Consider the following 23,617-nt stretch of genomic DNA (forward strand, 5'->3'; position numbering starts at 1 on the left):
GCGCTGCTCAGGCTTCAGGTGCTGACTTGCCGCGCCCGGTAATCTTGTCTTTCAGATCGAGCAAGCGGGTCACGGTAGAGCCCATGCCCATGAGCTGCATGGCGGTTTCGGGCGAAAGGCGCTGCACATCGTCAAACCAGCTCATCAGCTTGTCGATGAGCTCGTGCATATCGCGCATGCGCTGCTGGGCATAACGCTCTTCATCAGAGCTGGCTTCTTCCATCATGGCGGCGCGCAGCATGGACTGTGTGGGCTCAATCTCGCGGCGGCGGCGCTCTTCAGCCAGACGTTTGAAGATTTCCCAGACATCCTCGGGCGCCTGAAAGTATTCGCGGCGGTCACCGGGCTGATGACGCAGCTGAACCAGCCGCCAGGCTTGCAGTTCCTTGAGTCCCATGCTCACGTTGGAGCGGGAAAACTCCAGCGTCTCGGCAATCTGGTCGGCGTTCAGCGGCTCGGACGAGATAAACAGCAGGGCGTAGATCTGCCCCACGGTGCGATTAATGCCCCAGCGGCTGCCCATTTCACCAAAATGCGAAACAAATTGCCTGCTCAGTTCCGGCAGTGGTTTAGCTTGAGTCATGGCCTCCATTGTGCCTTTGCATGGACTTCTCAGTGGGGCGTGGGATCAAGCCAGAGTGCAACTCCTGCACTTTCAAGCATTAAATTTTGTAATTCCTGGCATGTCTTGTCGCGTAACACTTGCAACGCGTCAGCAAATTGTTGGGAATCGGCGCAAAATCGCCACCTGTTTTTACGTCGGCTTTCTGACCTTTCCGGGTCTTGGATCAAAAGCGCACTTTGTTGCCTGTGATTTGCTAGCTGCAGGTAGCCGTGATCAGATGTCCCAAAGTTCAACTTCTATTTCCTCTCATTCCCGTAGCGCGCTGCTCGATTGCACCAAGGGGCTGGCATGCGCCGCTATCGTCTGGCATCACCTCGCTTTTTACGGCCCGATGTCCGATGTGGCCCACCCCGTGATGCCAGACCTGCTGGACTGGCTGTATGAGTACGCCCGTATGGCGGTGCAGATATTTCTGGTGATTGGCGGCTTTCTGGCCGCCGCCAGCCTCGCCCCGCAAGGGCTGTCACGCTTTGACTCGCCATGGGCAAAGATCGGCAAGCGCTTTGTTCGCCTGCTTGTTCCCTATGCGGTGGCGCTGGTGATGACGATTGTGATTTCAGCGGCCATTCGTCCCTGGTTTGATCACGATTCAGTTTCTGCCGATCCTGACCTTTGGCAGCTCATGGCCCATGCGCTGCTGCTGCAAGGCATTGTGGGTGAGGAGTCGCTGTCTGCCGGTGTCTGGTATGTGTCCATCGACTTTCAGCTGTTTGCGGGCACTGTATTGCTGCTGGCCGGGGTGCGCTGGCTGCAGCAACGGATTGCTGCACGCTTGGGCGATGCAGCGGTTGCACGCTGCTGGCCGTGGACCGTAACTGGCGCGCAGGCGCTGGTCGTGCTGGGCGCGTCGGCATCGCTGCTGAGCTTCAATCTGGATGCTGAGCTTGATGTCTGGGCCATTTACTTCATGGGTGCCTATGGCATAGGCATGATGGCCTTCTGGGCTGTGGCGGCAGAAAAGCGCATCACGGCGTGGAGCTGGGGCATGCTGATTGCCGCACTGGTCATTGGTGCGCTGGTTTATGAATGGCGCGACCGTATCTTTCTGGCCGGCGTGACGGCCATGCTGCTGATCATCTGCATGCGCACCGAGGGCATTGCGCGCTGGAAGGGCTTTGCGCCGCTGCGTCGACTGGGTGAGATTTCGTATTCGGTGTTTCTCATCCACTTCTCCATCTGTCTGCTGGTCAATGCGGTGGTCAACCACTTCTGGCATGGCTCAGTCACAGCGGCCGTGGTGGGCATTCCGTTTGCCTTTGTGCTGTCTCTGACGGCGGGTTATGCGCTGTACCAGCTGGTTGAATGCCATGTCTCGTCGTGGAACCAGGCACTGCGCTGGCAGGCGGGTCTGATTGGTGCCGGTTTGCTGACGACCTTGCTGGCAGGTCTGCGTTAAATCTGTTGGCACCCATAAAAAAGCAGCCCGATGAGGCTGCTTTTTTTGTGATTGCAGGCTGGGCTGGGTTAGCGGTGCAACTCGCCTGAGCTTTCAGGCTGGAACTCGATGGCATCAACGCGCACCGTGACCTGATGACCCGTGGGGCTAGGCATCTTCAACTCATCGCCGACAGAAAGACCCAGCAAGGCAATGCCCACGGGGGCAAAGATGGAGACCTTGTCGGCGCTGCCATCCATGTCCTTGGGGTAGACCAGTGTCAGCGTGTTGCTCTTGTTGATTTCGAGCATGGTGAAGCGCACCGTCGAATTCATGGTCACCACATTGGGGGGCATATCTTCCGGGTCGAGCACATCTGCGCGATCCAGCTCTGCTTCCAGTGCATCACGGCCCGGAAACAGGCTGTTGTTCTTTTCCAGCAGCGTTTCGATGCGTTCCAGATCCAGAGACGACAAAGTGATGTTGGGCTTGCGCTCCATGGTGTGACTCCCTTGCGAGATGCAGTAATTGACGCTTTGGCGTTGCGCGAACGGACAAAAGCCCGGGCAACGGTGTTGTCCGGGCCAAGGCATGCAGATAGGCACCAAATTGGTGCATTCCCTGTATTGTCAGCCAAGGATGCGGAAGTGCCAAGTCATCTCGCACTGGGTCAGTGCGAATTAAGTTTAATGTTTGCTCTTCTTTAAGTAGCGTGTTACGCCTGCCAGTAAAGGGCTTGATTCTGTTTTTATAGAAAATTTAAAACTCTTGATTGACACGGTATTGATTGCGATGTTTCAAGAGTTGTCTCTTTCATCCAATTTTTAAATCATTAATACTCATGTGCGTAGAATTCGGTAAAACTAAAAATTATTTTTGAATGTATTTGGTATTATTTTAAAATTTGCATGAATTAAATAATTTCGATAATTTTATTTTCAGATAAGTAGGTGATTTTTTTTAATAAATTTCATTATGGTAATTCATGGTTAAATGATTTTTGTCCGATGGCGACAGCTCTTGCCTTTTTGCGTCATTTTATTTGTAAGGGAAGGCTTGCTCTCAGTAGATGCCCGATTGACCTTGATCAATGGGGTTTGTGAAAATATTCTATGGTAAGCCAATGGCTTTGTTTATTGATTCAGAAGTGGGTAAGTCATGAATCAGCGCAGTGTTCGTAATATCAGTCTCAAAAAATATTCTCAGATTGCCACTGATCTGGGAATTGATCAATTACGAATGTTCCGACAGGTGGGGCTTGAATCCAGCTGGCTGCAGGCTTCTGAAATTTGGGTGCCTGAAACCAATTTTGCCCATTTGCTTCAAAAAACATCCAGCGCTGCTGATAATGCATCGATAGGCCTGTTAATGGGCGCGCTGTGGAAGCTTTCTGATTTTGGTTATTTAAGCCTCGCCCTTCAGTACCAAGCCAGCCTAGGGCAGGCGATTGCTACCATTTCTGAGTACTCGCACCTGCTCAGCAGCACAATTAGCGTCAATGTGGTGCGGCAGAACAAAGTTGCCATCATTCAGCTGCACTTGACTACGGGCCGGGAGCAGCCGGGGCGTCACCCGGTGGAGTTGGGCGTGGCGGTGCTGCAGGCCTTGTGCCGCCATCAGCTGGGTCGCAACTGGTGCCCTATGAGCACGCATTTCACACATGAGGCACCGATCAGCACGGTGCAGCATCGGCGTATCTTTGGCTCGGACATGGTGTTTGATTCTGATTTCGACGGACTGGTGCTTTCTTGCGCAGACCTTGACCAGATTCACCCCGCTTATGACGAAAGCATGGAGCAGTATGCGCGCCACTTTCTTGACACCATGGCGCCTGTGCGAGCCCGGCCAGATATTGAGCAGCAGGTCAAGCTGGCCATTCAGGCCTTGTTGCCCCATGGTCGCTATAGCATCGCGCAGGTGGCCAGCACCATTGGGTTCAGCACGCGCTCGCTACAGCGCAATCTGGATAGTTCGGGCACCAGTTTTCAGCTGGCGCTCAATGCCGTGCGTATGCAGACTGCGACCCGGGCGCTGAAGAACCCGCGTCTGTCCATCAGCGACGTGGCCCTGCAGACCGGCTTTGCCGAGAACAGCTCTTTTACGCGCTGGTTCAATGCAGAGTTTCAACAAAGCCCCAGCAACTGGCGCGCCGTGAATTTTGCGAGCGTAGCGGTGAACTGATGGAGCGAACCTGACAGCCGGGTGAGCAAGAACGCACAAGGCCGGAGTCTCAATGACTCCAGCCTTTGTGTTTTTACAGACGCTGGCTATTACTGAGGCTGATAGTCAATCGACTTGAGCAGCGCCTGCTGGCGCTGATAAGCCTTTTGCAGCTCGCTCATCAGGGCTTCAGACGTTGCATCAGTGCCAGATTCCATTCCCATATCCCTGACCTTGGCGGCGATCTGAGGTTGCTTGAAGTACTGCAGAGCAATCTCGCGGACCTTGGCCTGCACATCGGCTGGCGTGTCAGGGCGGGACCAGACGCCAAACCAGCTCACCTCAGATAGCTGTGGGTAGCCCAGCTCCTTGAAGGTGGGTACGTCGGGCAATTGCTCCATACGATTGGGGTAGTTCACGGCCAGAGCCTTGACTTTGCCGGCCTTGATCAGGGGCAGGGAGGTGGTGAGACCGTCCATCATCAGTGGGATATGACCACCCATGAGATCGGTCAGGGCAGGGGGCGAGCCCTTGTAGCCTAGGTGCTTCATCTTGATGCCCATCAGATGCCCCAGCAGCATGCCCGAGGTATGGCCGCGCATGCCCGCAGCATAGGAGGCAAAGTCCAGACCTTCTGGCTGCTTTTTGCCATAGGCGCTGAGCTGCTGCAGATTGCTGGCCGGGAAGTCTTTGTTGGCGATAAGTACCAGGCCGTTACGGCTGAGCTGGGCCAGCGGCTTCAGGTCTTTGAAGGGCTGATAGTTGACCTTGTAGGCCAGGGGCGTTTCACTGACGATGCCGCCCTGGATCAACAAAAACGTATGCGCATCTTTGCCGTTATTGAGCAAGTCTGTCACGGCCAGCACTCCGGCAGCGCCGGGCTTGGACTCCACAATCACGGGTTTTCCCAGCTGCTTTTGCATGCCGTCTGCCAGCAGGCGAGCGAGAGAGTCTGCATTGCCGCCTGCAGGCCCGCCCACGATCATTCGAATGGGTTTGCTGGGCCATGCTGGCGTTTGCGCATGGGCTGAAAAGCTTGTGGCAACGCCCGTCACACTCAGGCAGGCACCCAGCGCGACCGCTTTCCATTGAATTGTCTTGCTCATCGTTGTCTCCGTTTGTTCTGGTCTGTTTCCCAAAAACCTTACGCCCAAATGCTTGAGGCATGGTTCTGGGTGCGCCGGCGTCGCAGCGGTGAATGCCACGTCACACGATGTCAAAAATTCTCAGATGGAGCCCTGAGATGCCGCTTGACGAATGACGCCAGTATTTGATGGCTTCAGACGGATCAGGGTTTTGGAGCAAAGGCTTGCTGGCCTGCTGTCTGGGGGCTTTCCGAGCGCTCAATGGCATTCAGAAAAGAGCGTACCAGCAGGCTTTCACTGCGCTCTTTCATGCAATACACATAGGTGGTAGTTCTGGCTGGGTCGCCCGCAATCCGAACGGGTTTGAAGCGCGGGTCTGCAATGAATTCGGCTTCGGACACGGTGCCTACGCCCAGACCACGCGCCACGGCTTCACGAATGGCTTCGCGGCTGCCGATCTCTAGTGAAGTGCGGGGCTCAATACCCGCTTCTCTGAGCGCTTTCTCCAGTGCAGAGCGTGTGGTGGAGCCCTGCTCGCGCAGCAGCAGGGGCTGGCCTCGAAGCTCATGAATTTCAATCTGCTCGCGCCGTGCCAGCGGGTGATCGACATGGGCAAACATGATGATGGCGTGGCGCGCATATTCGCGGGCCAGCAGCTCGGGCCTGTCGTAGAGACCGGCTAGCACAGACACGTCGGTGGTGTAGTTCTCCAGATCCTGCAGCACCTGCTGAGAGTTGCCCATGCGTATAGACAACTGTAGCTTTGGGTGGCGTGCGCGGTAACTGGCCACCATTTCAATCACATGAAAGGGTCCCACGGCCCCGATCTTGAGTTCGCCCTGATTGAGCTGGCCCGAGTCACGCAGAAAGAACTCGGTTTCCGACTCCAGCGCCAGCAGCTTCTGTGCCAGCGCCATCAGTTTGTGCCCTGCGCTGGTCAGCGTCATGCGATAGCCCTGACGGTGAAACAGCTCGATCTGGCTTTGCCTCTCCAGTGTGGCGATCTGGCTGGAGACCGTAGGCTGGCTCACTCCCAGGCTGCGGGCCGCAGCGCTCAGGCTGCCTTGCTGTGCCACGGAGATAAAGGCGCGATAGCGGGCGGTACTCATGCAAATCTCATCTCAAGGTTGAATCTATAGAAGCTGTCAAAACTGATTTTGAAACCTTCACATGACAGTCATATGTCGTCCCTAACATTTGCGTCAACGCACTGCAATAACGGTGCGATGGCTCCGGCGAGAGCCGCACTCTACAGACGCACATGCAAAGGATGAACTCCATGACGATGACCCGCAAAACCTGGCTGAAAGCCGCAGTCGCCAGCCTGACCCTGGCAGCTACCACCGGCATCATGGCGCAGCAGCCCACCGAGCTGCGCGTGGGCCTGATCCCTTCTGAAGACGCTCAGGCCATGATGCGTGCCAGCCAGCAGGTGATGGAGCAACTGGCTGCGAAGACCGGCATGAAGGTCAAGCCCTTTGTGGCGAATGACTACAACGGCGTGATCGAAGCCATGCGCTCGGGCAAGATTGACGTGGCTTACTTTGGCCCGTTCTCATATGTGCTGGCCAGCCAGCTGGCCAATGCCGAGGCCTTTGCCATTCCTGTGGCCAAGAAGTCGGGCAAAAGCTCATACCAGAGCCTGATCATCAGCAAGAAAGACAAAGGCCCAGCCACTGTGGCGCAGCTGCAGGGCAAGACCTTTGCGTTTGTCGACCCCAGCTCGGCCTCGGGTCATCTGTTTCCCAAGGCAGGTCTCAAGGGTGACGGGGTCGACACCGACAAATACTTCTCGCGTGTGATTTTTTCGGGCTCCCACGACGCCAGCATCATGGCGGTGGCCAACGGCAAGGTGGATGCAGCAGCCGTAGCCGATCCCATCTTTCAGACAGCCATTGCCAAGGGCCATGTGAAGGCCGAGGACTTCCAGATCATCTGGCGGTCGCAGCCCATCCCTGAGTCCCCCATGGCCTGGCGCAAGAACCTAGACGAGGCCACCAAGAAAAAAGTCGCCGCCGCGCTGGCCGAAATCAAGGGCCTGCCCTGGGGCGACCGGGGTGAGCTCAATGGCTTTGCCCCGACCAGCGATCAGGCCTACGACGTGGTGCGCAACACCGCCAAGGCCCTGAATCTGGACCTGGGGAAGATGAAATGATCACCATCCGCAATCTGCGCAAAAGCTATGTCAGCAACCATGTGCTGCACGGCATCGACATGGATGTGAAGGCGGGTGAGTTTGTAGTGATGCTGGGCTTGTCCGGCGCAGGCAAATCCACCTTGCTGCGCTGTATGAATGGCCTGAACCAGCCTGACAGCGGAACGCTGCAGGTGGGCGGCATTGACCTGATGCAAAAACATTCGCGCCGCGAGCTGGCCCGTCATGTGGCCATGGTGTTTCAGCACCACAACCTGGTGCAGCGCCTATCGGTACGCAAGAACGTTCTGACCGGGCGGCTGGGGCAGGTGGGCACGCTGGCATCGGTGCTGCAGCTGTTCAGGCAAAGCGATATCGCGCTAGCCGATGAATGCCTGCAGCGCGTGGGCCTGGCCCATAAGGCTGATGAGCGCACAGAAGCGCTGTCGGGTGGACAGATGCAGCGCGTCGGCATTGCCCGGGCTCTGGCCCAGCAGCCGCAGGTGATTCTGGCGGACGAGCCGGTTGCGAGTCTGGACCCCAAGACCGCCCGCAGCGTGCTGCAGTATCTGCGTGAAGCCACGCGGGAGCTGGGTATTGCCGTGGTCTGCAATCTGCATCAGGTCGATTACGCCAAGGAGTTTGGCGACCGCATCGTCGGTCTCTCGCAAGGGCGCATGGTGTTTGATGGAGCGCCTGAGTTACTCAATGAAGATGCGCTCAACGCTATCTACAGCAGTGATGTGCAGCATCCGCCGCAGTCACCCGCAGAGGCTGGCATTGCGCTGACCGCGCCCGGCGCATGGTTGCCGAAGGCCATGCCTGCCGTAGCCACTGCAGGAGGTTTGCAATGAACAGTCACCCCTTGAAAAACACGCCAGACCGCTGGCAATGGACGGCGGCACGCCCCGCAGGCATCAGCGGCTGGCTGGGGTATGCAGGGCTGGCTCTGGCGATAGTCTGGGTACTGCACTGGAGCGCAGAGGGCGCGCAGATGAGCTGGGGTGAGCTGGCGGGCGGCATGCCGCAGATTGGCGACTTTCTCTCGCGTTCTGTGCCGCCGGACTGGAGCATCTTGCCGCGCCTGTGGGCACCGGCGCTAGAGACGATTCAGATTGCCGTCTGGGGCACTTTGCTGTCTGTGCTGCTGGCGCTGCCGCTGTCCTTTATCGCGGCCAGCAATCTGCACAGCTGGCACTGGCTGCGCCGCATCACGCGGCAGTTTCTCAACGTGGTGCGCAGCATTAACGAGCTGATTCTGGCACTGGTCTTTGTCTCGGCTGTGGGCCTGGGACCTTTCCCCGGTGTGCTGGCGCTGGCCCTGCACGGCATGGGCATGCTGGCCAAATTCTTTGCCGAGGCGATTGAAGAAATCGACGAAGGCCCGCTGCAAGCCCTGCGCAGCGCCGGTGCCACTCAGCTGCAGATCATTGCCTTTGGCGTGGTGCCGCAGGTCATCACCGCGTGGATTGCCGTGGTGCTCTACCGCTTCGAGGTCAATCTGCGCTCAGCCACTGTGCTGGGCATGGTGGGCGCGGGCGGGCTGGGCTTTGAGCTGGTCAGCAGCCTCAAGCTGTTTCGCTATCAAGAAACAGCCACTTGCATCATCGTCATCACGGTGATGGTGATTGCCGCTGACATGGTTTCCAACTGGCTGCGCAGCCGCATTCAGCAGGGCGCACGCCACTGATAGAGCTGCGATGCCAGCATGCATCGCAATCTTTCTGAATCTTCAAAAAAATGAGCTTAAAGCGTTTGTATAGAAAGCGCTGAGGGCAGATTTCGCTCAAAAATCTTCAAAGGATTTTCTCGTGTGGACTTATCACAACCCCGTGCACACCCATGTGGGCCGCAACAGCCTGAACCAACTGCCTGCCTTGCTGGCTGGCCGCAACTGCCTGCTGGTCACTTTTCCTGAGGCCGAAGGTCTGGGGCTGGTGCAGCGTGTGCGAGCCCTGCTGGGCAGTCAGCTGCGCGGCGTGATTGACAGCATTTCGCCCAACCCCGATGTGCAATGGCTGGCCCCGCTGTACGAGCAGGTGCAGCGCGATCATGCCGATGTGCCCGTCATCGTGGCACTGGGCGGCGGCAGCGCCATTGACTCAGCCAAGGCCTTGCTGTGCGCAACAGAATCCGGAAAATTTTCCGATTTGCTCTCGATTTTGCAGCAGGGAGCGCAATTGCTACCAGCGCCACACAAGCATTTGATTGCGATTCCCACCACGGCAGGCACGGGCAGCGAAGTGACGCCTTGGGCCACGATCTGGGATCAGGCGGCGGGTCAGAAGTACTCGCTCCATCAGGAGTGCACCTGGCCCGAGGCTGCGGTGATTGATGCCGATCTCATGACCAGTCTGCCCGCTGGTGCCTCGCTGGCTTCCGGGCTGGATGCGTTATCGCACGCGCTGGAATCCATCTGGAATGTGAACCGTAACCCCATATCGATGGCGCTGGCCGTGCAGTCGGCCCGCCGCACGCTGGCCACATTGCCCGCGCTGATGCGTGATTTGCTCAACCCGCAACTGCGCAGCGATATGGCTGAGGCCGCGCTGCTGGCCGGGCTGGCTTTTTCCAATACCAAGACGGCGCTGGCGCATTCGCTCTCATACGACATCACGCTGCAGCATGGCGTGCCGCATGGCATTGCCTGCTCATTCAGCCTGCCGCTGGTGCTGGAGATGGCGCTGGGGGCCGATGCCGTGACGGACGCGGCGCTGCTCTCCATCTTTGATGCCATGACACCTGCCGTTGCCGTGCAGCGCCTGCAGCAGTTTTTGCAGCAGCTGGGTGTGGCGACTGACCCCGCGCATTACGGCATCGCCTCCGCTGACTGGCAGACCATGGTGAACAAGGCCGCCAGCGGTCCGCGCGGGCGCAACTTTATTCGCAGCATTTAAATTCGAAACCTAAGTTTTAATCATGAACGCCATCACTCACTCCGAAGAGCAAGCCGTTTCCAAGGCATCCACTACCGCCACAGCCGACCTGTCACCGCTACAAGCCGTCATCTTTGACTGGGCCGGCACGCTGGTGGACTTTGGCTCGCTCGCACCCACGCAGATTTTTGTGGAAGCCTTTGCCACCTTCGGCATCACCATCACGCTGGCGCAGGCGCGCGGGCCTATGGGTCTGTCCAAGTGGGACCATATCTACCAGTTGCTGCAGGATGAAAGCATTGCCACGCAATGGCAGACCCGCTTTGGCCACAGTCCGAGCAACGAGGATGTGGATGCCATCTACGCCCGCTTCATGCCAATGCAAATTGCCAAGGTGGGCGAGTTTTCTGCGCCTATCGAAGGTGCGGTGCAGACCCTGCAATGGCTGCGTGCCAACGGACTGAAGGTCGGTTCCTGCTCGGGCTATCCGCGCGAAGTGCTCAATCAGCTGCTGCCGCAGGCTGAAGCCGCAGGTGTCAAGCCCGATCATGTTGTTGCAGGTGATGAGCTAGCTGCCGGTGGCCGTCCCGGCCCCTTCATGGCGCTGGCCAATGTGCTGGCGCTGGGCATTGGCGATGTGCGTGCCTGCGTGAAGGTGGACGATACCGTGCCCGGCATTGAAGAAGGTCTGCGCGCGGGCATGTGGACCGTGGGGCTTAGCCTGTCGGGCAATGAAGTGGGCTATAGCGTGCAGGAATTTGCCAATGCTCCTGCAGGTGAAGTCAACGCCCGCGTGGCTTCTGCCGAGGCCAAGCTTAAAAAAGCAGGGGCGCATTACGTGGTGCGCAGCGTGATCGATTTGCCCGCCGTGCTGCAAAGCATTGCTGCGGAGATGCGAGCCGGGCGCAAACCGGTTTGATGTGGGCAGAGACGCAGAAAAGAAAATGCAAAAGGGCTGCCAGCGGGGCAGCCCTTTTTTGATAAGGCCTTCGCACTGACTCGCTGGCGAGACTGGTGCTCAGGCCACATCGCCAGCTGCTGTGCTGGCCTCTGGGCCGCCCTGCTCATGGTGTTCAATCACTTTGCGCATCAGCTGCGCAAAAGTCTCCCGTTCTTCTTCGCTCAGCGGGTCCAGCATGCGCTGCTGGGCTTGCAGCACGGCTGGGCCAGCGCTGGTCAGCAGGGCTTCTCCATCAGCAGTAAGCGAAAGCAGGCGCACCCGGCGGTCTTTGGCTGTTTGTTGGCGCTGCAACAGGCCGCGTACTTCCAAGCGGTCGATGACGCCGCCAATAGTGGCTTTGTCAAAGCCTACTTCCACACTTAGCGTGCGCTGATCAATGCCGGGCAGGTGCACCAGTTTTTGCAGCACGGCAAATTGCAGGGGCGTTATGCCCCATGCATCAGTTGCCTGCGTAAACATGGCCACAGCCACTTGTTGCAGGCGGCGAATGCCATGGCCGGGAAAGGTCTCAACCTCCAGCCGAGGGAAGGCGGGTTGGCTGTTGTCACTGCTTGAAGCCATCTCCCGAGAGTCTGCTTTATTCATGGTTAACCCTTATTTTGTTTGCGTTTTGATGTGCAGATAATACGCTGCATACATCTGGTATGTATGCATACTATATGCATGCATATCTAAATGAAGCGAAAGCCGCCCGCCAGCGCTTTCCGCACAAGATTCACCCGACGCACTAGAGGCCTTCATGCAATTTCATCTCAATGGTTTTCGTCCCGGCAGCCCGCTGGTCGCTGAGGCCTCTCCACTGGCACATGCCCATACCGAAACCGCGCCCGCCAAGGTGGATGTCCTCATCGTGGGCTGTGGCCCTGCAGGCCTGACGCTGGCCGCGCAACTGGCGGTGTTTCCTGACATTCATACCTGCATCGTCGAGCAGAAAGAAGGTCCTATGCAACTGGGCCAGGCCGACGGTATTGCCTGCCGCACCATGGAGATGTTCGAGGCCTTTGACTTTGCGGATCAGGTGATCAAGGAAGCCTGCTGGATCAACGATGTCACCTTCTGGAAGCCTGATGACAAGACTCCCGGCAACATCGCCCGCCACGGCCGTGTGCAGGACACGGAAGATGGTCTGTCGGAGTACCCGCACGTCATCCTGAACCAGGCGCGTATTCATGACTTTTATCTGGAGCGCATGCGCAACTCGCCCAGCAAGATGGAGCCCCACTACGCCCGCCGCGTGGTGGATGTGAAGGTGGACCACAGTGCTGCAGATTACCCTGTGAACGTGACGCTGGAGCGCGTTGATGCGGAGCACGCCGGGCAGATCGAAACCGTGCAGGCCCGCTATGTGGTGGGCTGCGATGGCGCGCGCAGCAATGTGCGCCGTGCCATGGGACGCCAGTTGGTGGGTGATTCGGCCAACCACGCATGGGGTGTGATGGACGTTCTGGCGGTTACGGACTTTCCTGATATTCGCTTCAAGGCTGCCATTCAGTCCGAGCATGGCAATGTGCTTATCATTCCGCGTGAAGGCGGCCATCTGGTGCGTTTTTATGTGGAGATGGACAAGCTGGGCGTGGACGAGCGCGTGGCCAATCGTCAGATCACGGTGGAGCAATTGATCGAAACCGCACAGCGCGTCATTCACCCCTACAAGCTGGATGTGAAGAATGTGCCCTGGTGGTCGGTGTATGAGATCGGCCAGCGCATCTGCGACAAGTACGACGATGTGACGGATGCCGTCGCCACCGAAGATTCGCCGCTGCCCCATGTGTTTATCGCTGGCGATGCCTGCCACACCCACAGCCCCAAGGCCGGTCAGGGCATGAACTTCTCCATGCAAGACACCTTCAATCTGGGCTGGAAGCTGGCCGCCGTGCTGCGCAAGCAATGCGTGCCCGAACTGCTGCACACCTACTCGTCTGAGCGTCAGGTCGTTGCCCAGCAACTGATTGACTTTGACCGCGAGTGGGCCCAGATGTTCAGCGATCGCGCCAAGGAAGGCGGCGAGGGCGGTGTGGACCCCAAAGAGTTCCAGAAATACTTTGAGCAGCATGGCCGCTTTACCGCAGGCGTGGGCACGCATTACGCACCTTCCGTGCTGACGGGTGAGGCTGCGAACCAAACTCTGGCTAGCGGTTTTACGGTGGGTATGCGCTTTCACTCAGCACCTGTAGTGCGCGTGTCGGATGCCAAGCCTGTGCATCTGGGCCACTGCGGCAAAGCCGATGGCCGCTGGCGTCTGTATGCGTTTGCAGGCCAGGCGGATCTGGATCAACCTGAATCCGGTCTGCTGGCGCTGTGCCGCTATCTGGAGACTGACCCTACATCGCCCCTGCGCCGCTTTACGCCAGCAGGGCAGGACATGGACAGCATCTTTGATGTGCGCGCTATTTTTCCGCAGGCTTATACCGATGTGGCGCTGGAGAAGCTGCCCGCGCTGCTATTGCCAAGCAAGGGCAAGCTGGGCCTGCTTGACTATGAAAAAGTCTTCAGCCCTGATCTGAAGAGTGCAGCTCAGGACATCTATGACATGCGCGGTGTAGACCGTCAGCAGGGCGCGCTGGTCATCGTGCGACCTGACCAGTATGTGGCCCAGGTTCTGCCTTTGAACGACCACGCCGCGCTGAGCGCGTACTTTGAGGCCTTCATGCTGGCGTGATGGAATTGATTCCCGTGGATGGGACTTAAAGGAGGGCTTGGCCCTCCTTTTTATTGCGCTGTTTGCTACGATATTTGCAGTGGCTCTTTTGCTGGCCGCTTGCTTTGTAGAGATAAACCATGCTGCTGATCGTGGGGACGGTGCGACTGCCGCCCGAGAATCTTGAACGTGCCAGACCGGCCATGCTGGCCATGACAGAGGCATCCCGTGCCGAAGTGGGATGCCTTGAGTATGGCTACGCGGAAGATGTATTTGTGCCTGGGCTCATTCATGTCAAAGAACTGTGGAGCGACCAGGCCGCGCTGGATGCACATTTCGCATCGGCCCACATCCAGGCTTGGCGTGCTGCGTGGCCTGTGCTGGAGATTGGAGACAGGGATTTGCGGGTGTATGAGGTCGGCCAGCCGCGTGCCACCTGAGTGGATGGGCGGTCCCGTTCAGCCCTGCTTGACGATATCGATCGAGATCTCTACAGCGGTGATTGATCCCCGGTTTTCAAGCCAGTGCGTGGTGTTTCTGTCCTCAGGCCAGCCCACTCCGAGTCCATAGTCCGTCGCCACGCCATTGCGATGGTCGGTGATCGTGCCTTCAAGAATAAAGACCGTGCCGGGTCTGTCCTTGTGGTTGTGAACCGGACCAAAGACGCCTCCTGGCGCTATGGTCACCAGCCGCATGCGAAGCTGGCGCCCCGTCATGCCGTCGATCTCGGGGCCAAGGTCGACTGTTGAAAGCAACTTCACCGTCACACCCTTTGTTTCGGGTGCCTGTTGTTCGTGGGGCATCTTGCGCTCCTTCAAATTCAGCCAAAGCCTTCAATACAACGAGCTTTTGCTGCGTTTTTTGTTGCGCCGTTTGGCATGACCAGTGCTCTGCTCAAAAGTGTGATCTCTCGTCGGCGCATAGGAAAGGGCAAGCCCATGCTGTCGGCATGGCAGGCTGGGGATCAAGGCAGCAGCAGAAAACGGGAGATGCGGCTTGTGCTTGTTTGGTCTTTTCCCTTGGGCGACCTCGTCCGGGCGATTCCTCGACAATGCGCACATGACTTCTCAAGAACAACCGCACAACCCGCTGCATGGCCTGACACTGGAGCGCATCGTCTCCGATCTGGTGGATTACTACGGCTGGAACGAACTGGGTCGCCGCGTGCAAATACGCTGCTTTAACCAGGACCCCAGTGTTGCGTCCAGCCTGAAGTTTTTGCGCAAAACGCCTTGGGCGCGCGAGCAGGTCGAGCAGCTGTATGTGAATACGCAGCGTGCGTATGAGCGTGAGCAACGCGGCTACTGAGGGTTTGATGGACTGAGAAATTTAGTGCCGGTGCAGTGCTCCACTTGTACGGGTTGACATATGGAAGCGAGCGTGTACTTGTATGATTTGTAAACGAATGAATCTACAAAAGCCTGCTGTTCTCGCTTAGTTTTCCCATGTCCCACACCGAGTCTTTTACGGCCAGCCAGTACGCCGCTATTTTGAACAGTCTGCCCGATCCAGCTTTCGTTCTGACGGAGACGGGCCGCTATGCAGCGGTATTGGGTGGCAAAGACAAGCGCTATTACCACGACGGCACCTCACTGGTGGGCAAGTTCATTGCTGATGTGCTGTCGCCCGCCAAAGCGCAATGGTTTGTGCAAAGAATTCAGGAGGCACTGGCTAGTCAACAGATGCTGGTGCTGGAGTATGAATTGAGCGTGCACGACGTGCTGGGGCTGCCGAAAGAAGGGCCCGTGGAGCCTGTCTGGTTTGAAGGCCGTATCAGCACCTTGAGTGAGTGCTTTGACGGAGAAAGAGCCGTCATCTGGGTGGCCTGCAACATCACGGACAACAAGCGAATGCAGCAGAAACTGCAGCAGCAGGCCTTGCATGACGAGTTGACCGGCCTGAAAAATCGCCGTGGCTTCATGTGTGCCATGGAGCAGGCCTATCAGGCCTATTTGCTCCAAGGGAAGCAGGCATGCCTCATGAGCTTTGATGTGGATTATTTCAAAGCCATCAATGATGGACTGGGTCATCCCGCAGGAGATCAAGCGTTGCGAGATCTGTGCGCTGCCGTGCGCCAGCTGGTCCAGCCTGATGAGGTGTTTTGCCGAGTGGGTGGAGATGAGTTTGCCATTCTGAGCGACAGGTGCTCTGAGGTGGACATCACCGCCTTGGCGCAGCAAGTGCTGGATGCCGGTCAGCGGGCGCTGAAGTGTTATGCCACAGGCGGGCCTGTACCGGCGCTGAGTCTGGGCATCACATCCTTTATGCCTACAGACACAAGTCTGGAAGACATCATGCGCAGGGCTGATCAAGCCCTGTACATGGCCAAGGTTCAGGGCGGGGATCAGATGTTCATTGCCAGGCAGGGTATGGCTGAGTGCGGCATGGCCTGACTCAGCCCTGTCAGGTGGGCATGGGCAAGCGCTGAAGCTTAGAGGCCAAGCTGCGCCGCATGGTGGCGCAGGTGGTCGTCGATAAAGCTCTGAATAAAGTAGTAGCCGTGGTCATAACCGGCTTGGCGGCGCAGCGTCAGAGGTTGAGCTGCCTTGGCACAGGCCGCTTCAAAGGCTTCGGGCAGCAGCTGCTTTTCGATCAAAAACTTATCGGCCAAACCTTGGTCGATCAGAATGCCGCCGGGGTAGGGCACGCTGGTCTGCGTGTTCATCAACTCGCTGGCGTCATGCTTGGCCCACTCGGCCTTGTCGTTGCCCAAATAGCCGGTGAATGCCTTGTGGCCCCAAGGGCAGTTCACAGGGTTGGCAATGGGTGCAAAGGCCGACAGGGACTTGAAAATGCCGGGGTGGCGCAGCGCCAGTGTCAGTGCGCCGTGGCCGCCCATGCTGTGACCGAAGATGCCCAGACGCGCCATGTCCACAGGCAGCTTGCTGCCCACTAGCGGCAGCAGCTCGTTCAGGATGTAGCTTTCCATGCGCCAGTGAAGCGCCCAGGGCGTGGTGGTCGCGTCGAGATAAAAGCCTGCACCTACGCCAAAGTCCCAGCTGTCCGCCTCACCCGCCAGGCCCGCGCCGCGTGGGCTGGTGTCGGGGCAGATCAGGGCGATGTTCAGCTCGGCCGCCAGACGCTGCGCGCCAGCCTTGGCCATAAAGGTTTCTTCGGTGCAGGTCAGACCGGCCAGATAAATCAGCGCGGGCACCTTCTCGCCCAGCACTGCCTTGGGCGGCAGGTAGACCGAGAACTTCATGTTCAGGCCGATCTCGCTGGAGAAATGCTCGTAATAGCGCTGGGCACCGCCAAAGCAGGCGTGGGCGCTCTTGAGTTCGAAAGAAGAGGACATCAGATGCTCCTGAATAGAAAGCTGCATGCGCATGTTGAAAAAGGGTTTCAAGCCTTTTGATGCCTGAAACCCTTGCTTTTAAAACGCTAGCAGCTATGGTTTTGATTATTCAGCGTAGTTGACAACGGAGCGGATCGACTTGCCTTCGTGCATCAGGTCAAAGGCTTCGTTGATCTTGGCCAGGCCCATGGTGTGGGTCACAAAGGGTTCGAGCTGGATCTTGCCGCTCATGGCGTCTTCCACCATGCCGGGCAGCTCGCTGCGGCCCTTGACGCCGCCAAAGGCCGTGCCCATCCACTTGCGGCCGGTCACCAGCTGGAAGGGGCGGGTGGAGATTTCCTGACCGGCACCGGCCACACCGATGATGACGCTCTGGCCCCAGCCGCGGTGGGCGCATTCCAGTGCGGCACGCATGACCTGGGTGTTGCCGATGCATTCGAAGCTGTGGTCCACACCCCAGCCGGTCATCTCGACGATGACTTGCTGAATCGGCTTGTCGAAGTCCTTGGGGTTGATGCAGTCGGTGGCGCCAAAGGTCTTGGCCAGCTCGAACTTGCCGGGGTTGGTGTCGATGGCGATGATGCGTCCGGCTTGGGCCAGCTGCGCGCCCTGGATCACGGCCAGACCGATGCCCCCCAGACCGAACACGGCCACTGTGTCACCGGGTTGCACCTTGGCGGTGTTCTTGACGGCGCCCAGACCCGTGGTCACGCCGCAGCCCAGCAGGCAGACCTGCTCGGGATTGGCATCGGGGCTGATCTTGGCCAGCGACACGGCGGCCACCACGGTGTACTCGCTGAACGTCGAGCAGCCCATGTAGTGATAGATGGGCTCGCCGTTGTAGCTGAAGCGGGTCGTGCCGTCGGGCATCACACCCTTGCCCTGGGTGGCGCGCACGGCCACGCAGAGATTGGTCTTGCCGCTCTTGCAGAACAGACACTCGCCGCATTCGGCGGTGTACAGCGGAATCACATGGTCGCCCGGCTTCACGCTGGTCACGCCTTCGCCGACTTCGACCACAATGCCTGCGCCTTCGTGGCCCAGCACGGCGGGGAAGATACCTTCGGGGTCGTCACCGCTCAAGGTGAAGGCGTCGGTGTGGCAGACGCCGGTGTGGGTGATCTTGACCAGCACTTCGCCCTTTTGGGGCGGCGCGACGTCGATCTCGACGATTTGCAGGGGCTCTCCGGCTTTGAAGGCAACGGCGGCGCGTGATTTCATGACTGTCTTTCTGTGGATGTCGGGGGCGGGCGAAGCGCTGCGGCATTCGCTTCAGCGAAGCCCAGACTGTAGGGCATGGTGGCTGAACAACGCCTGACCATGGCCGCTGTTTCAATGGCTTTGGCCGAATATGGTGGTTTATTGAGCTTGCGGCCATTTTTGTGGCTGGCTTTTAAAATTCAGCCCTGTTTTTACCTTCGTCCATGCCTGATGGAACATCGCCACTCCCACCCGCACACACTTCCTCACCGCATTGATCTGATCGTCTACCCCGGCTTCAAGTCGCTGGAGGCGATTGGTCCCATGTCTGTCTTCGACTACGCCAACATCCACCTGCGCGGACGCGGCCAGCGTGATGGGTATGAGGTGCGCATCACGTCGGCAGCTCAGGGCGTTGTGCAGTCCGATACCTTGATGGCGCTGCAGGCCACGCAGTCGCTGGGCGAGCTGGCTGAACGCGGCACGGGCTGCACGGTGATCGTCGTGGGCTCGCGCCATATCGAGACGGTGCTGGGCACATCGGGCGAGCTGGTGCAGTGGTTGCAAGTCATGGCTGTTCGCGTGCCGCGTTTGATTGCCCTGTGCTCAGGCAGCTTTTTTCTGGCCGAGGCAGGTCTGCTGGATGAGCGCCGCGCCGCCACGCACTGGAGCGTAGCCAAGCTGCTGGCCCAGCGCTACCCGCGTGTGCAGGTTGATGCCGATGCCATTTATGTGCGTGACGATGTGAAAGACAGCGATGGCGAGCGCCAGATCTGGACCTCGGCCGGGGTGACCGCAGGCATTGATTTGGCGCTGGCCGTGGTGGAGCAGGACTTTGGCCATGCGCTGGCGCTGGAGGTGGCGCGGGATCTGGTGATGTACCTCAAGCGCCCCGGCGGCCAGTCCCAGTTCAGCGTGCCGCTGGCGGCGCAATCCACCCAGCACCGAGGTGTGCAGGCGGTGCAGCAATGGGTGCTTGCCCACCTTGAGAAGCCCGTGACGCTGGCCCAGATGGCCGAGCAGGCCGCGATGAGTGAGCGGCACTTTCGCCGAGTCTTTCAGCAAGAAACAGGGCAAAGCCCATCGGCCTTTGTAGAAAACGCAAGGCTTGAAGCGGCCAAGCAGCTGCTGGAGGCGCAAAGCCAGCGGCCGCTGAAGACCGTGGCCGCCCATGTGGGCCTGGGCTCGGAGCAGGCGCTGCGCCACCTGTTTGTGAAGAAGCTGGGCATTACGCCTGTGGCCTACCGGGAGCGCTTCGGGGATTGATTGACCATAAAACGTCAGTAGCTGGCGGGGTGCTCTTCTATATGTGAGGATGACTCATGGGTAAGTGAGCATGAGCCTTCATTGTCGCCTGTAACTTTTATAATCGCGCCGCCATTGCTGCAGGTGCTTTTAGCCCTTCGCGGCGATTCACACGGAGAGGCCCGGGGCTCAGAAGTAGCTCCAGTATCCGTTCCCATTGCGAACGATGCATGGCCGTGTGACCCGAATTTCAGCTATCTAAAGTCATCATGAGCAGTATTGCTATCTCTTCCATTCTGGTGGTCCTGAGTATTCTGGCCATCATTTTTCTCACGGCCAAGCTCAAAGCCAACGTCTTTGGCGCGCTGTTTGCTGTTTCGCTGCTGCTGGCGGTGTTCGGCACCAGCCTGCCCCTGCCCAAGGTGATGGATGCGCTCAAGACTGGCTTTGGCAACACGCTGGGCGGCATCTCCTTCATCATCATCTTTGGTGCGGCGATTGCCGTGTGCATGCAAAAGAGTGGCGGCGCCCTGAGCATTGCCACCCACATCCTGAACCTGGCAGGCAAGCAAAACGCCAGGCCCGCCATGGCCTGGACGGGTTTCATCCCCGGCCTGACCATCTTCTGCGACACGGGCTACATCATTCTGAGCGGCATCGCCCGCAGCATCAGCGCCAGCTCCAAGGTGCCCATGCCGCTGATCGCCTCCATCCTCGGTACATCGCTGTATGCCGTGCACTGCCTGGTGCCCACACACCCTGGCGCACTGGCAGCTGCCACCACGCTCAATGCCAATCTGGGTCTGCTGGTGCTGGCTGGCGTGCTGTTTGCCATTCCCGGTCTGTTGGCTGCTTACTACTGGGCCAACTGGATGTGCAAGGGCAAGGACTACGCACCTGCCGTGGCCGAAGAGAGCGAGCAGCAATCCACCGCCAACCTGCCATCGTTCGGTTTCTCCCTGCTTCCCGTGGTGCTGCCACTGGTGCTGATCTCGATTTCCACATTGCTCACCACACTGGGCTACAAAGATGGCTTTGCCACCATTTTCCACTTCATGGGTAACCCCCCTGTCGCCTTGCTGGTGGGCATGTTGTGCGGCATGTGGCTGCTGGCCTGCAACGGCGGCAAAAAGGGTGACTTCAGCGCCGTGCTGGAAGAGGCCATCATCAAGTCCGGCCCCACGCTGATCATTACCGCTGCAGGCGGCATGTTCGGCGCCATCATCAAGGAAACCGGTGTGGGCGGCGCACTGGGCCAGGCTCTGGGCAATGCCTCTATCGGTCTGCTGGTGCCGTTCATCATTGCCGCGCTGCTCAAGACGGCGCAGGGTTCGTCCACCGTGGCTGCGCTGACATCGGCTGCCATCATTGCGCCTAGCCTGGCCACCTTTGGTCTGGATTCGGAAACGGGCCGCATCTTCGCGGTGCTGGCCATTGGTGCAGGCTCCATCGTGGCATCGCACGCCAACGACTCCTACTTCTGGGTGGTGACCAAGTTCTCCCAGATCGAAATGGAAGACTCGCTGCGCGTCTTCACCACCTCCACCATCGTCATGGGTATGGTCAGCTTCGCCTGCATCTGGGTGGCCAGCGCCTTCATGCTCTGAACCGGTAGCACTGCATCATGAAAATTGTGATCGCCCCCGATTCCTACAAGGAAAGCCTGTCCGCACTGGAAGTGGCCATGCAGATCGAGCTGGGATTCAAGGAAATCTTTCCGGACGCCGAGTACGTCAAAGTGCCCATGGCCGATGGCGGCGAAGGCACGGTGCAGGCCATGGTCGAGGCCACGCAGGGCCGCCAGGTTGAAGTCGAAGTGACAGACCCGCTGGGTCAGCGCATCACCGGCTTCTACGGCCTGACGGGCGACGGCCGCACCGCCATGATCGAAATGGCTGCGGCCAGCGGTCTGGCGCTGGTGCCGCCTGCACAGCGCAACCCCAACGTCACCACCAGCTACGGCACGGGGGAATTGATCATTGCAGCGCTGGATGCCGGTGCCCGCCACCTGATTCTGGGCATTGGCGGCAGCGCCACCAATGATGGCGGCGCTGGCATGTTGCAGGCGCTGGGCGTGCAACTGCTGGATGCGCAAGGCGTTGAGCTGGCACGCGGCGGTGCGCCGCTGGCGCTGCTGGCCCGCATTGACATGAGTGGCTTGGACAAGCGCCTTGCCGAATGTCAGATTGAAGTGGCCTGCGACGTGGACAACCCGCTGACTGGTGAGCGCGGTGCATCGGCCATCTTTGGCCCGCAAAAAGGTGCCACGCCTGAAATGGTGCAGTCGCTGGATGTCAGCCTCAAGCACTTTGCCGCCATCATCCAGCGCGACCTGGGTGTGGCCGTGGATGCCGTGGCGGGCGCCGGTGCCGCAGGCGGCATGGGCGCGGCCATGATGGCCTTCCTCAAAGGGCAACTGCGCCCCGGCTGCGAAATCATTGCGCGTGCTGTGGGTCTGGAAGCTGCCGTGCGTGATGCCGACCTGGTCATCACCGGTGAAGGCCGCATTGACCAGCAGACCATCTTCGGCAAAACGCCCTTTGGGGTGGCCACCGTGGCAAAGCAGTTTGGCAAACCCGTCATCGGCATTGCCGGTGGTCTGGGCACCAATGCGCAAGTGGTGCACGAGCATGGCATTGACGCCATCTTCAGCGTGCTCAGCCGTATCTGCACTCTGCAAGATGCGCTGGCCGAGGCCGAGCACAACGTACGCTCATCGGCGCGCAATATTGCCGCCGTGCTGGCCATGGGGCAGCGCATGGGTTGAAGCGCTCTACTAGGCGCTCTAGTAGGCGTTTTACTGGGCATTATTCAAAGCAAAACCCCGCTCGCAATTGCAGGCCGGGTTTTTTGTTTTCAGAGCTTCAGAACTTCAAAATGGCGGGCTCTTGAAGAAATCCAGCGCCGCCCTGGCCGCAGCAAAGTTGCGTTCAATCTGCGCTTGCTGTTCTATGGCGGCTGCTTTGCTAGAGGCTTCTTTCTGCAGTTTTGAGTCTTTTTGACCTCTGGCCTTTGTAATGATTGTGCTAGCAGCTATCGAAATGGAAGCGTTCTGGGCTGAGGACTGGCTCACTTGGGCTGGGAGTAACTGCCCCAGATCCAGCGCCGGGTTGAGCTGCCACAGGCAAGACACATAAGTCGCCATCGCCACTGCCGGGTCCCCGCGCTCAATACGCGCCATGGTCGGCTGAGAGATGCCGAGTTTGCTCGCCCACTGGGCCTGCGTCTCGCCCCGGCTTTTACGCTGGGCCACTATGCTTTGAGCAAGCTGTTCGATCTGCGCAAGGATGGCTGGCGGAAAGTCTGCGGGACTGGTGTTCTGGCGAGGCATATGCCAATGGTAGTGCTCCTGGAGGCTGGTACTGGGCTTGTCGATGCTGCTACTGACAATTTCCTACGACCAGACCAAGGCTGTAGTGCAAATATCGGCGAAGCACCCAGGAGAGCACCCATGAAAATTTTGCACGCTGTTTTTATCGCCCTGCATTCTTTGATTGCCTTGTTGTTCGCGCTTGCCGCCGTGGCCCTGGTCTGGGTGGCGGCCAGCAAAGGCTGGCAGGTGATCCATGGCGGCATGGAGGGCAGTGTCACGCTGCACCTTGTCGAAGCGCTGGGCACGCTGGCCTCCGGCGTGGTGGCCTTGCAGATTGCCCAGACAGTCATGGAAGAAGAGGTGATGCGCGACGCCCATATCAGCGGTCCGACGCGGGTGCGCCGCTTTCTGTCGCGCTTCATGGTGGTGCTGGTGGTGGCCCTGGCGATAGAGGGACTGGTGGCCACCTTCAAGGCGCAGGAAGAGCCCGAGAAGCTGCTGTACTCAGCTGCCTTGCTGGTGTCAGTGGGTGTTCTGATGGGTGGCTGGGGCCTATTTGTGCACCTGAACCGCTCTGCCGAAGAGCTGGAGCCCGAAGCGATGGAGGATGCCAAGAGCGAGGACCACAAGGTGGACAAGGGCTGAAGCTGTTTGGGATGCCTGTCATGCAAAACGCCCTGAGGACTTCAGGGCGTTTTTCTGCAAGCCTC

Annotated in this window: 24 protein-coding genes; 15 read left to right on the forward strand and 9 right to left on the reverse strand. The window is 58.7% G+C overall.

Translation table 11 applies throughout. From position 1 onward, the window contains the following. Positions 1-7 precede the first annotated feature (7 nt). Positions 8-592, reverse strand: coding sequence for a GbsR/MarR family transcriptional regulator (locus CLU84_RS04895; RefSeq protein ID WP_099736196.1), 585 nt, complete (start codon positions 590-592; stop codon positions 8-10). Between the two features lie 250 nt (positions 593-842). On the opposite strand from CLU84_RS04895, the gene CLU84_RS04900 reads away from it, so the two are divergent. Further along, a complete protein-coding gene (locus tag CLU84_RS04900; protein WP_099736197.1) occupies positions 843-2,021 on the forward strand; it encodes an acyltransferase in 1,179 nt (392 codons plus the stop codon). A gap of 68 nt (positions 2,022-2,089) precedes the next feature. On the opposite strand, the gene rnk is transcribed toward CLU84_RS04900, so the two are convergent. Further along, positions 2,090-2,500, reverse strand: a complete 411-nt coding sequence (rnk, locus tag CLU84_RS04905) for a nucleoside diphosphate kinase regulator (RefSeq protein ID WP_099736199.1) — start codon at positions 2,498-2,500, stop codon at positions 2,090-2,092. A gap of 658 nt (positions 2,501-3,158) precedes the next feature. Here rnk and CLU84_RS04910 point away from each other — a divergent pair. Beyond that, the gene (locus CLU84_RS04910) at positions 3,159-4,181 is read left to right on the forward strand and encodes an AraC family transcriptional regulator (RefSeq protein WP_099736200.1); all 1,023 of its coding nucleotides are present in this window, start codon (positions 3,159-3,161) and stop codon (positions 4,179-4,181) included. A gap of 89 nt (positions 4,182-4,270) precedes the next feature. On the opposite strand, the gene CLU84_RS04915 is transcribed toward CLU84_RS04910, so the two are convergent. Together CLU84_RS04915 and CLU84_RS04920 are read right to left on the reverse strand one after the other, a co-directional pair. Next, positions 4,271-5,266 (reverse strand): tripartite tricarboxylate transporter substrate binding protein, encoded by a 996-nt coding sequence (locus tag CLU84_RS04915; protein WP_099736202.1) that lies wholly within the window; start codon positions 5,264-5,266, stop codon positions 4,271-4,273. Between the two features lie 182 nt (positions 5,267-5,448). Then, the gene (locus CLU84_RS04920; protein ID WP_099736203.1) at positions 5,449-6,354 is read right to left on the reverse strand and encodes a LysR substrate-binding domain-containing protein; all 906 of its coding nucleotides are present in this window, start codon (positions 6,352-6,354) and stop codon (positions 5,449-5,451) included. A 170-nt stretch (positions 6,355-6,524) separates the two neighbouring features. Between CLU84_RS04920 and phnD the strand changes: the two genes are divergently transcribed. The 5 genes from phnD (at position 6,525) to phnX (ending at position 11,174) form a co-directional block, all read left to right on the forward strand. After that, positions 6,525-7,400, forward strand: coding sequence for a phosphonate ABC transporter substrate-binding protein (gene phnD / locus CLU84_RS04925; protein ID WP_099737867.1), 876 nt, complete (start codon positions 6,525-6,527; stop codon positions 7,398-7,400). Next, on the forward strand, positions 7,397-8,233 hold the full coding sequence (gene phnC / locus CLU84_RS04930) for a phosphonate ABC transporter ATP-binding protein (RefSeq protein WP_099736204.1): 837 nt from the start codon (positions 7,397-7,399) through the stop codon (positions 8,231-8,233). The genes phnD and phnC overlap by 4 nt, the downstream gene beginning before the upstream one ends. Further along, positions 8,230-9,069, forward strand: a complete 840-nt coding sequence (phnE, locus tag CLU84_RS04935; protein WP_099736206.1) for a phosphonate ABC transporter, permease protein PhnE — start codon at positions 8,230-8,232, stop codon at positions 9,067-9,069. The genes phnC and phnE overlap by 4 nt, the downstream gene beginning before the upstream one ends. Positions 9,070-9,190: 121 nt before the next feature. Next, complete coding sequence (psrA, locus tag CLU84_RS04940) at positions 9,191-10,276, forward strand: iron-containing alcohol dehydrogenase PsrA (RefSeq protein WP_099736207.1); 1,086 nt, start codon at positions 9,191-9,193, stop codon at positions 10,274-10,276. A gap of 22 nt (positions 10,277-10,298) precedes the next feature. After that, entirely contained in the window at positions 10,299-11,174 is an 876-nt protein-coding gene (phnX, locus tag CLU84_RS04945) for a phosphonoacetaldehyde hydrolase (RefSeq protein WP_099736208.1), read from the forward strand. Positions 11,175-11,273: 99 nt separating this feature from the next. On the opposite strand, the gene CLU84_RS04950 is transcribed toward phnX, so the two are convergent. Then, complete coding sequence (locus tag CLU84_RS04950; protein WP_099736210.1) at positions 11,274-11,801, reverse strand: MarR family winged helix-turn-helix transcriptional regulator; 528 nt, start codon at positions 11,799-11,801, stop codon at positions 11,274-11,276. Between the two features lie 154 nt (positions 11,802-11,955). Between CLU84_RS04950 and CLU84_RS04955 the strand changes: the two genes are divergently transcribed. Beyond that, on the forward strand, positions 11,956-13,875 hold the full coding sequence (locus CLU84_RS04955; RefSeq protein ID WP_099736212.1) for an FAD-binding monooxygenase: 1,920 nt from the start codon (positions 11,956-11,958) through the stop codon (positions 13,873-13,875). 119 nt (positions 13,876-13,994) lie between these two features. Beyond that, positions 13,995-14,294 (forward strand): putative quinol monooxygenase, encoded by a 300-nt coding sequence (locus tag CLU84_RS04960; protein WP_099736213.1) that lies wholly within the window; start codon positions 13,995-13,997, stop codon positions 14,292-14,294. 18 nt (positions 14,295-14,312) lie between these two features. Here CLU84_RS04960 and CLU84_RS04965 read toward each other — a convergent pair whose 3' ends face one another. After that, positions 14,313-14,657 (reverse strand): cupin domain-containing protein, encoded by a 345-nt coding sequence (locus CLU84_RS04965; protein WP_099737868.1) that lies wholly within the window; start codon positions 14,655-14,657, stop codon positions 14,313-14,315. Positions 14,658-14,913: 256 nt separating this feature from the next. Here CLU84_RS04965 and CLU84_RS04970 point away from each other — a divergent pair, with 256 nt between their 5' ends. After that, on the forward strand, positions 14,914-15,162 hold the full coding sequence (locus tag CLU84_RS04970) for a VF530 family DNA-binding protein (RefSeq protein ID WP_099736214.1): 249 nt from the start codon (positions 14,914-14,916) through the stop codon (positions 15,160-15,162). 137 nt (positions 15,163-15,299) lie between these two features. Continuing rightward, positions 15,300-16,247, forward strand: a complete 948-nt coding sequence (locus CLU84_RS04975; RefSeq protein ID WP_099736215.1) for a sensor domain-containing diguanylate cyclase — start codon at positions 15,300-15,302, stop codon at positions 16,245-16,247. Between the two features lie 38 nt (positions 16,248-16,285). Here CLU84_RS04975 and fghA read toward each other — a convergent pair whose 3' ends face one another. Both fghA and CLU84_RS04985 read right to left on the reverse strand, forming a co-directional pair. Further along, positions 16,286-17,149 carry an S-formylglutathione hydrolase gene (gene fghA / locus CLU84_RS04980; RefSeq protein WP_099737869.1) on the reverse strand — a complete coding sequence of 288 codons (864 nt, stop codon included), beginning with the start codon at positions 17,147-17,149 and terminating at the stop codon, positions 16,286-16,288. 105 nt (positions 17,150-17,254) lie between these two features. Then, the gene (locus CLU84_RS04985; RefSeq protein WP_099736217.1) at positions 17,255-18,370 is read right to left on the reverse strand and encodes an S-(hydroxymethyl)glutathione dehydrogenase/class III alcohol dehydrogenase; all 1,116 of its coding nucleotides are present in this window, start codon (positions 18,368-18,370) and stop codon (positions 17,255-17,257) included. A gap of 210 nt (positions 18,371-18,580) precedes the next feature. Here CLU84_RS04985 and CLU84_RS04990 point away from each other — a divergent pair, with 210 nt between their 5' ends. The 3 genes from CLU84_RS04990 to CLU84_RS05000 all read left to right on the forward strand — a co-directional run bounded on the left by CLU84_RS04990 (position 18,581) and on the right by CLU84_RS05000 (position 22,361). Further along, entirely contained in the window at positions 18,581-19,615 is a 1,035-nt protein-coding gene (locus CLU84_RS04990) for a GlxA family transcriptional regulator (RefSeq protein ID WP_099737870.1), read from the forward strand. A gap of 248 nt (positions 19,616-19,863) precedes the next feature. Beyond that, the gene (locus tag CLU84_RS04995) at positions 19,864-21,201 is read left to right on the forward strand and encodes a GntP family permease (RefSeq protein WP_099736218.1); all 1,338 of its coding nucleotides are present in this window, start codon (positions 19,864-19,866) and stop codon (positions 21,199-21,201) included. Positions 21,202-21,218: 17 nt separating this feature from the next. Then, entirely contained in the window at positions 21,219-22,361 is a 1,143-nt protein-coding gene (locus CLU84_RS05000) for a glycerate kinase (RefSeq protein ID WP_099736220.1), read from the forward strand. A gap of 105 nt (positions 22,362-22,466) precedes the next feature. Here CLU84_RS05000 and CLU84_RS05005 read toward each other — a convergent pair whose 3' ends face one another. Next, on the reverse strand, positions 22,467-22,925 hold the full coding sequence (locus tag CLU84_RS05005; protein WP_099736222.1) for a helix-turn-helix domain-containing protein: 459 nt from the start codon (positions 22,923-22,925) through the stop codon (positions 22,467-22,469). A 120-nt stretch (positions 22,926-23,045) separates the two neighbouring features. On the opposite strand from CLU84_RS05005, the gene CLU84_RS05010 reads away from it, so the two are divergent. After that, a complete protein-coding gene (locus CLU84_RS05010) occupies positions 23,046-23,552 on the forward strand; it encodes a hypothetical protein (RefSeq protein ID WP_099736224.1) in 507 nt (168 codons plus the stop codon). Positions 23,553-23,617 lie beyond the last annotated feature (65 nt).

Origin of the sequence: Comamonas sp. 26, from assembly GCF_002754475.1 — a bacterium.
GTDB lineage: Bacteria > Pseudomonadota > Gammaproteobacteria > Burkholderiales > Burkholderiaceae_C > Comamonas.

Excerpts from the sequence above, each read along its gene's own strand:
- CLU84_RS04920 (WP_099736203.1), bottom strand. The coding sequence starts at position 6,354 with ATGAGTACCGCCCGCTATCGCGCCTTTATCTCCGTGGCACAGCAAGGC.
- phnD (WP_099737867.1), top strand. The coding sequence starts at position 6,525 with ATGACGATGACCCGCAAAACCTGGCTGAAAGCCGCAGTCGCCAGCCTG.
- CLU84_RS05000 (WP_099736220.1), top strand. The coding sequence starts at position 21,219 with ATGAAAATTGTGATCGCCCCCGATTCCTACAAGGAAAGCCTGTCCGCA.
- CLU84_RS05005 (WP_099736222.1), bottom strand. The coding sequence starts at position 22,925 with ATGCCTCGCCAGAACACCAGTCCCGCAGACTTTCCGCCAGCCATCCTT.
- CLU84_RS04970 (WP_099736214.1), top strand. The coding sequence starts at position 14,914 with ATGACTTCTCAAGAACAACCGCACAACCCGCTGCATGGCCTGACACTG.
- CLU84_RS04955 (WP_099736212.1), top strand. The coding sequence starts at position 11,956 with ATGCAATTTCATCTCAATGGTTTTCGTCCCGGCAGCCCGCTGGTCGCT.
- CLU84_RS04965 (WP_099737868.1), bottom strand. The coding sequence starts at position 14,657 with ATGCCCCACGAACAACAGGCACCCGAAACAAAGGGTGTGACGGTGAAG.
- CLU84_RS04975 (WP_099736215.1), top strand. The coding sequence starts at position 15,300 with ATGTCCCACACCGAGTCTTTTACGGCCAGCCAGTACGCCGCTATTTTG.
- CLU84_RS04900 (WP_099736197.1), top strand. The coding sequence starts at position 843 with ATGTCCCAAAGTTCAACTTCTATTTCCTCTCATTCCCGTAGCGCGCTG.
- CLU84_RS04990 (WP_099737870.1), top strand. The coding sequence starts at position 18,581 with ATGGAACATCGCCACTCCCACCCGCACACACTTCCTCACCGCATTGAT.
- CLU84_RS04950 (WP_099736210.1), bottom strand. The coding sequence starts at position 11,801 with ATGAATAAAGCAGACTCTCGGGAGATGGCTTCAAGCAGTGACAACAGC.
- CLU84_RS04910 (WP_099736200.1), top strand. The coding sequence starts at position 3,159 with ATGAATCAGCGCAGTGTTCGTAATATCAGTCTCAAAAAATATTCTCAG.
- phnE (WP_099736206.1), top strand. The coding sequence starts at position 8,230 with ATGAACAGTCACCCCTTGAAAAACACGCCAGACCGCTGGCAATGGACG.
- CLU84_RS04995 (WP_099736218.1), top strand. The coding sequence starts at position 19,864 with ATGAGCAGTATTGCTATCTCTTCCATTCTGGTGGTCCTGAGTATTCTG.
- CLU84_RS04915 (WP_099736202.1), bottom strand. The coding sequence starts at position 5,266 with ATGAGCAAGACAATTCAATGGAAAGCGGTCGCGCTGGGTGCCTGCCTG.
- CLU84_RS05010 (WP_099736224.1), top strand. The coding sequence starts at position 23,046 with ATGAAAATTTTGCACGCTGTTTTTATCGCCCTGCATTCTTTGATTGCC.
- rnk (WP_099736199.1), bottom strand. The coding sequence starts at position 2,500 with ATGGAGCGCAAGCCCAACATCACTTTGTCGTCTCTGGATCTGGAACGC.
- CLU84_RS04985 (WP_099736217.1), bottom strand. The coding sequence starts at position 18,370 with ATGAAATCACGCGCCGCCGTTGCCTTCAAAGCCGGAGAGCCCCTGCAA.
- CLU84_RS04895 (WP_099736196.1), bottom strand. The coding sequence starts at position 592 with ATGGAGGCCATGACTCAAGCTAAACCACTGCCGGAACTGAGCAGGCAA.
- phnX (WP_099736208.1), top strand. The coding sequence starts at position 10,299 with ATGAACGCCATCACTCACTCCGAAGAGCAAGCCGTTTCCAAGGCATCC.
- phnC (WP_099736204.1), top strand. The coding sequence starts at position 7,397 with ATGATCACCATCCGCAATCTGCGCAAAAGCTATGTCAGCAACCATGTG.
- CLU84_RS04960 (WP_099736213.1), top strand. The coding sequence starts at position 13,995 with ATGCTGCTGATCGTGGGGACGGTGCGACTGCCGCCCGAGAATCTTGAA.
- fghA (WP_099737869.1), bottom strand. The coding sequence starts at position 17,149 with ATGTCCTCTTCTTTCGAACTCAAGAGCGCCCACGCCTGCTTTGGCGGT.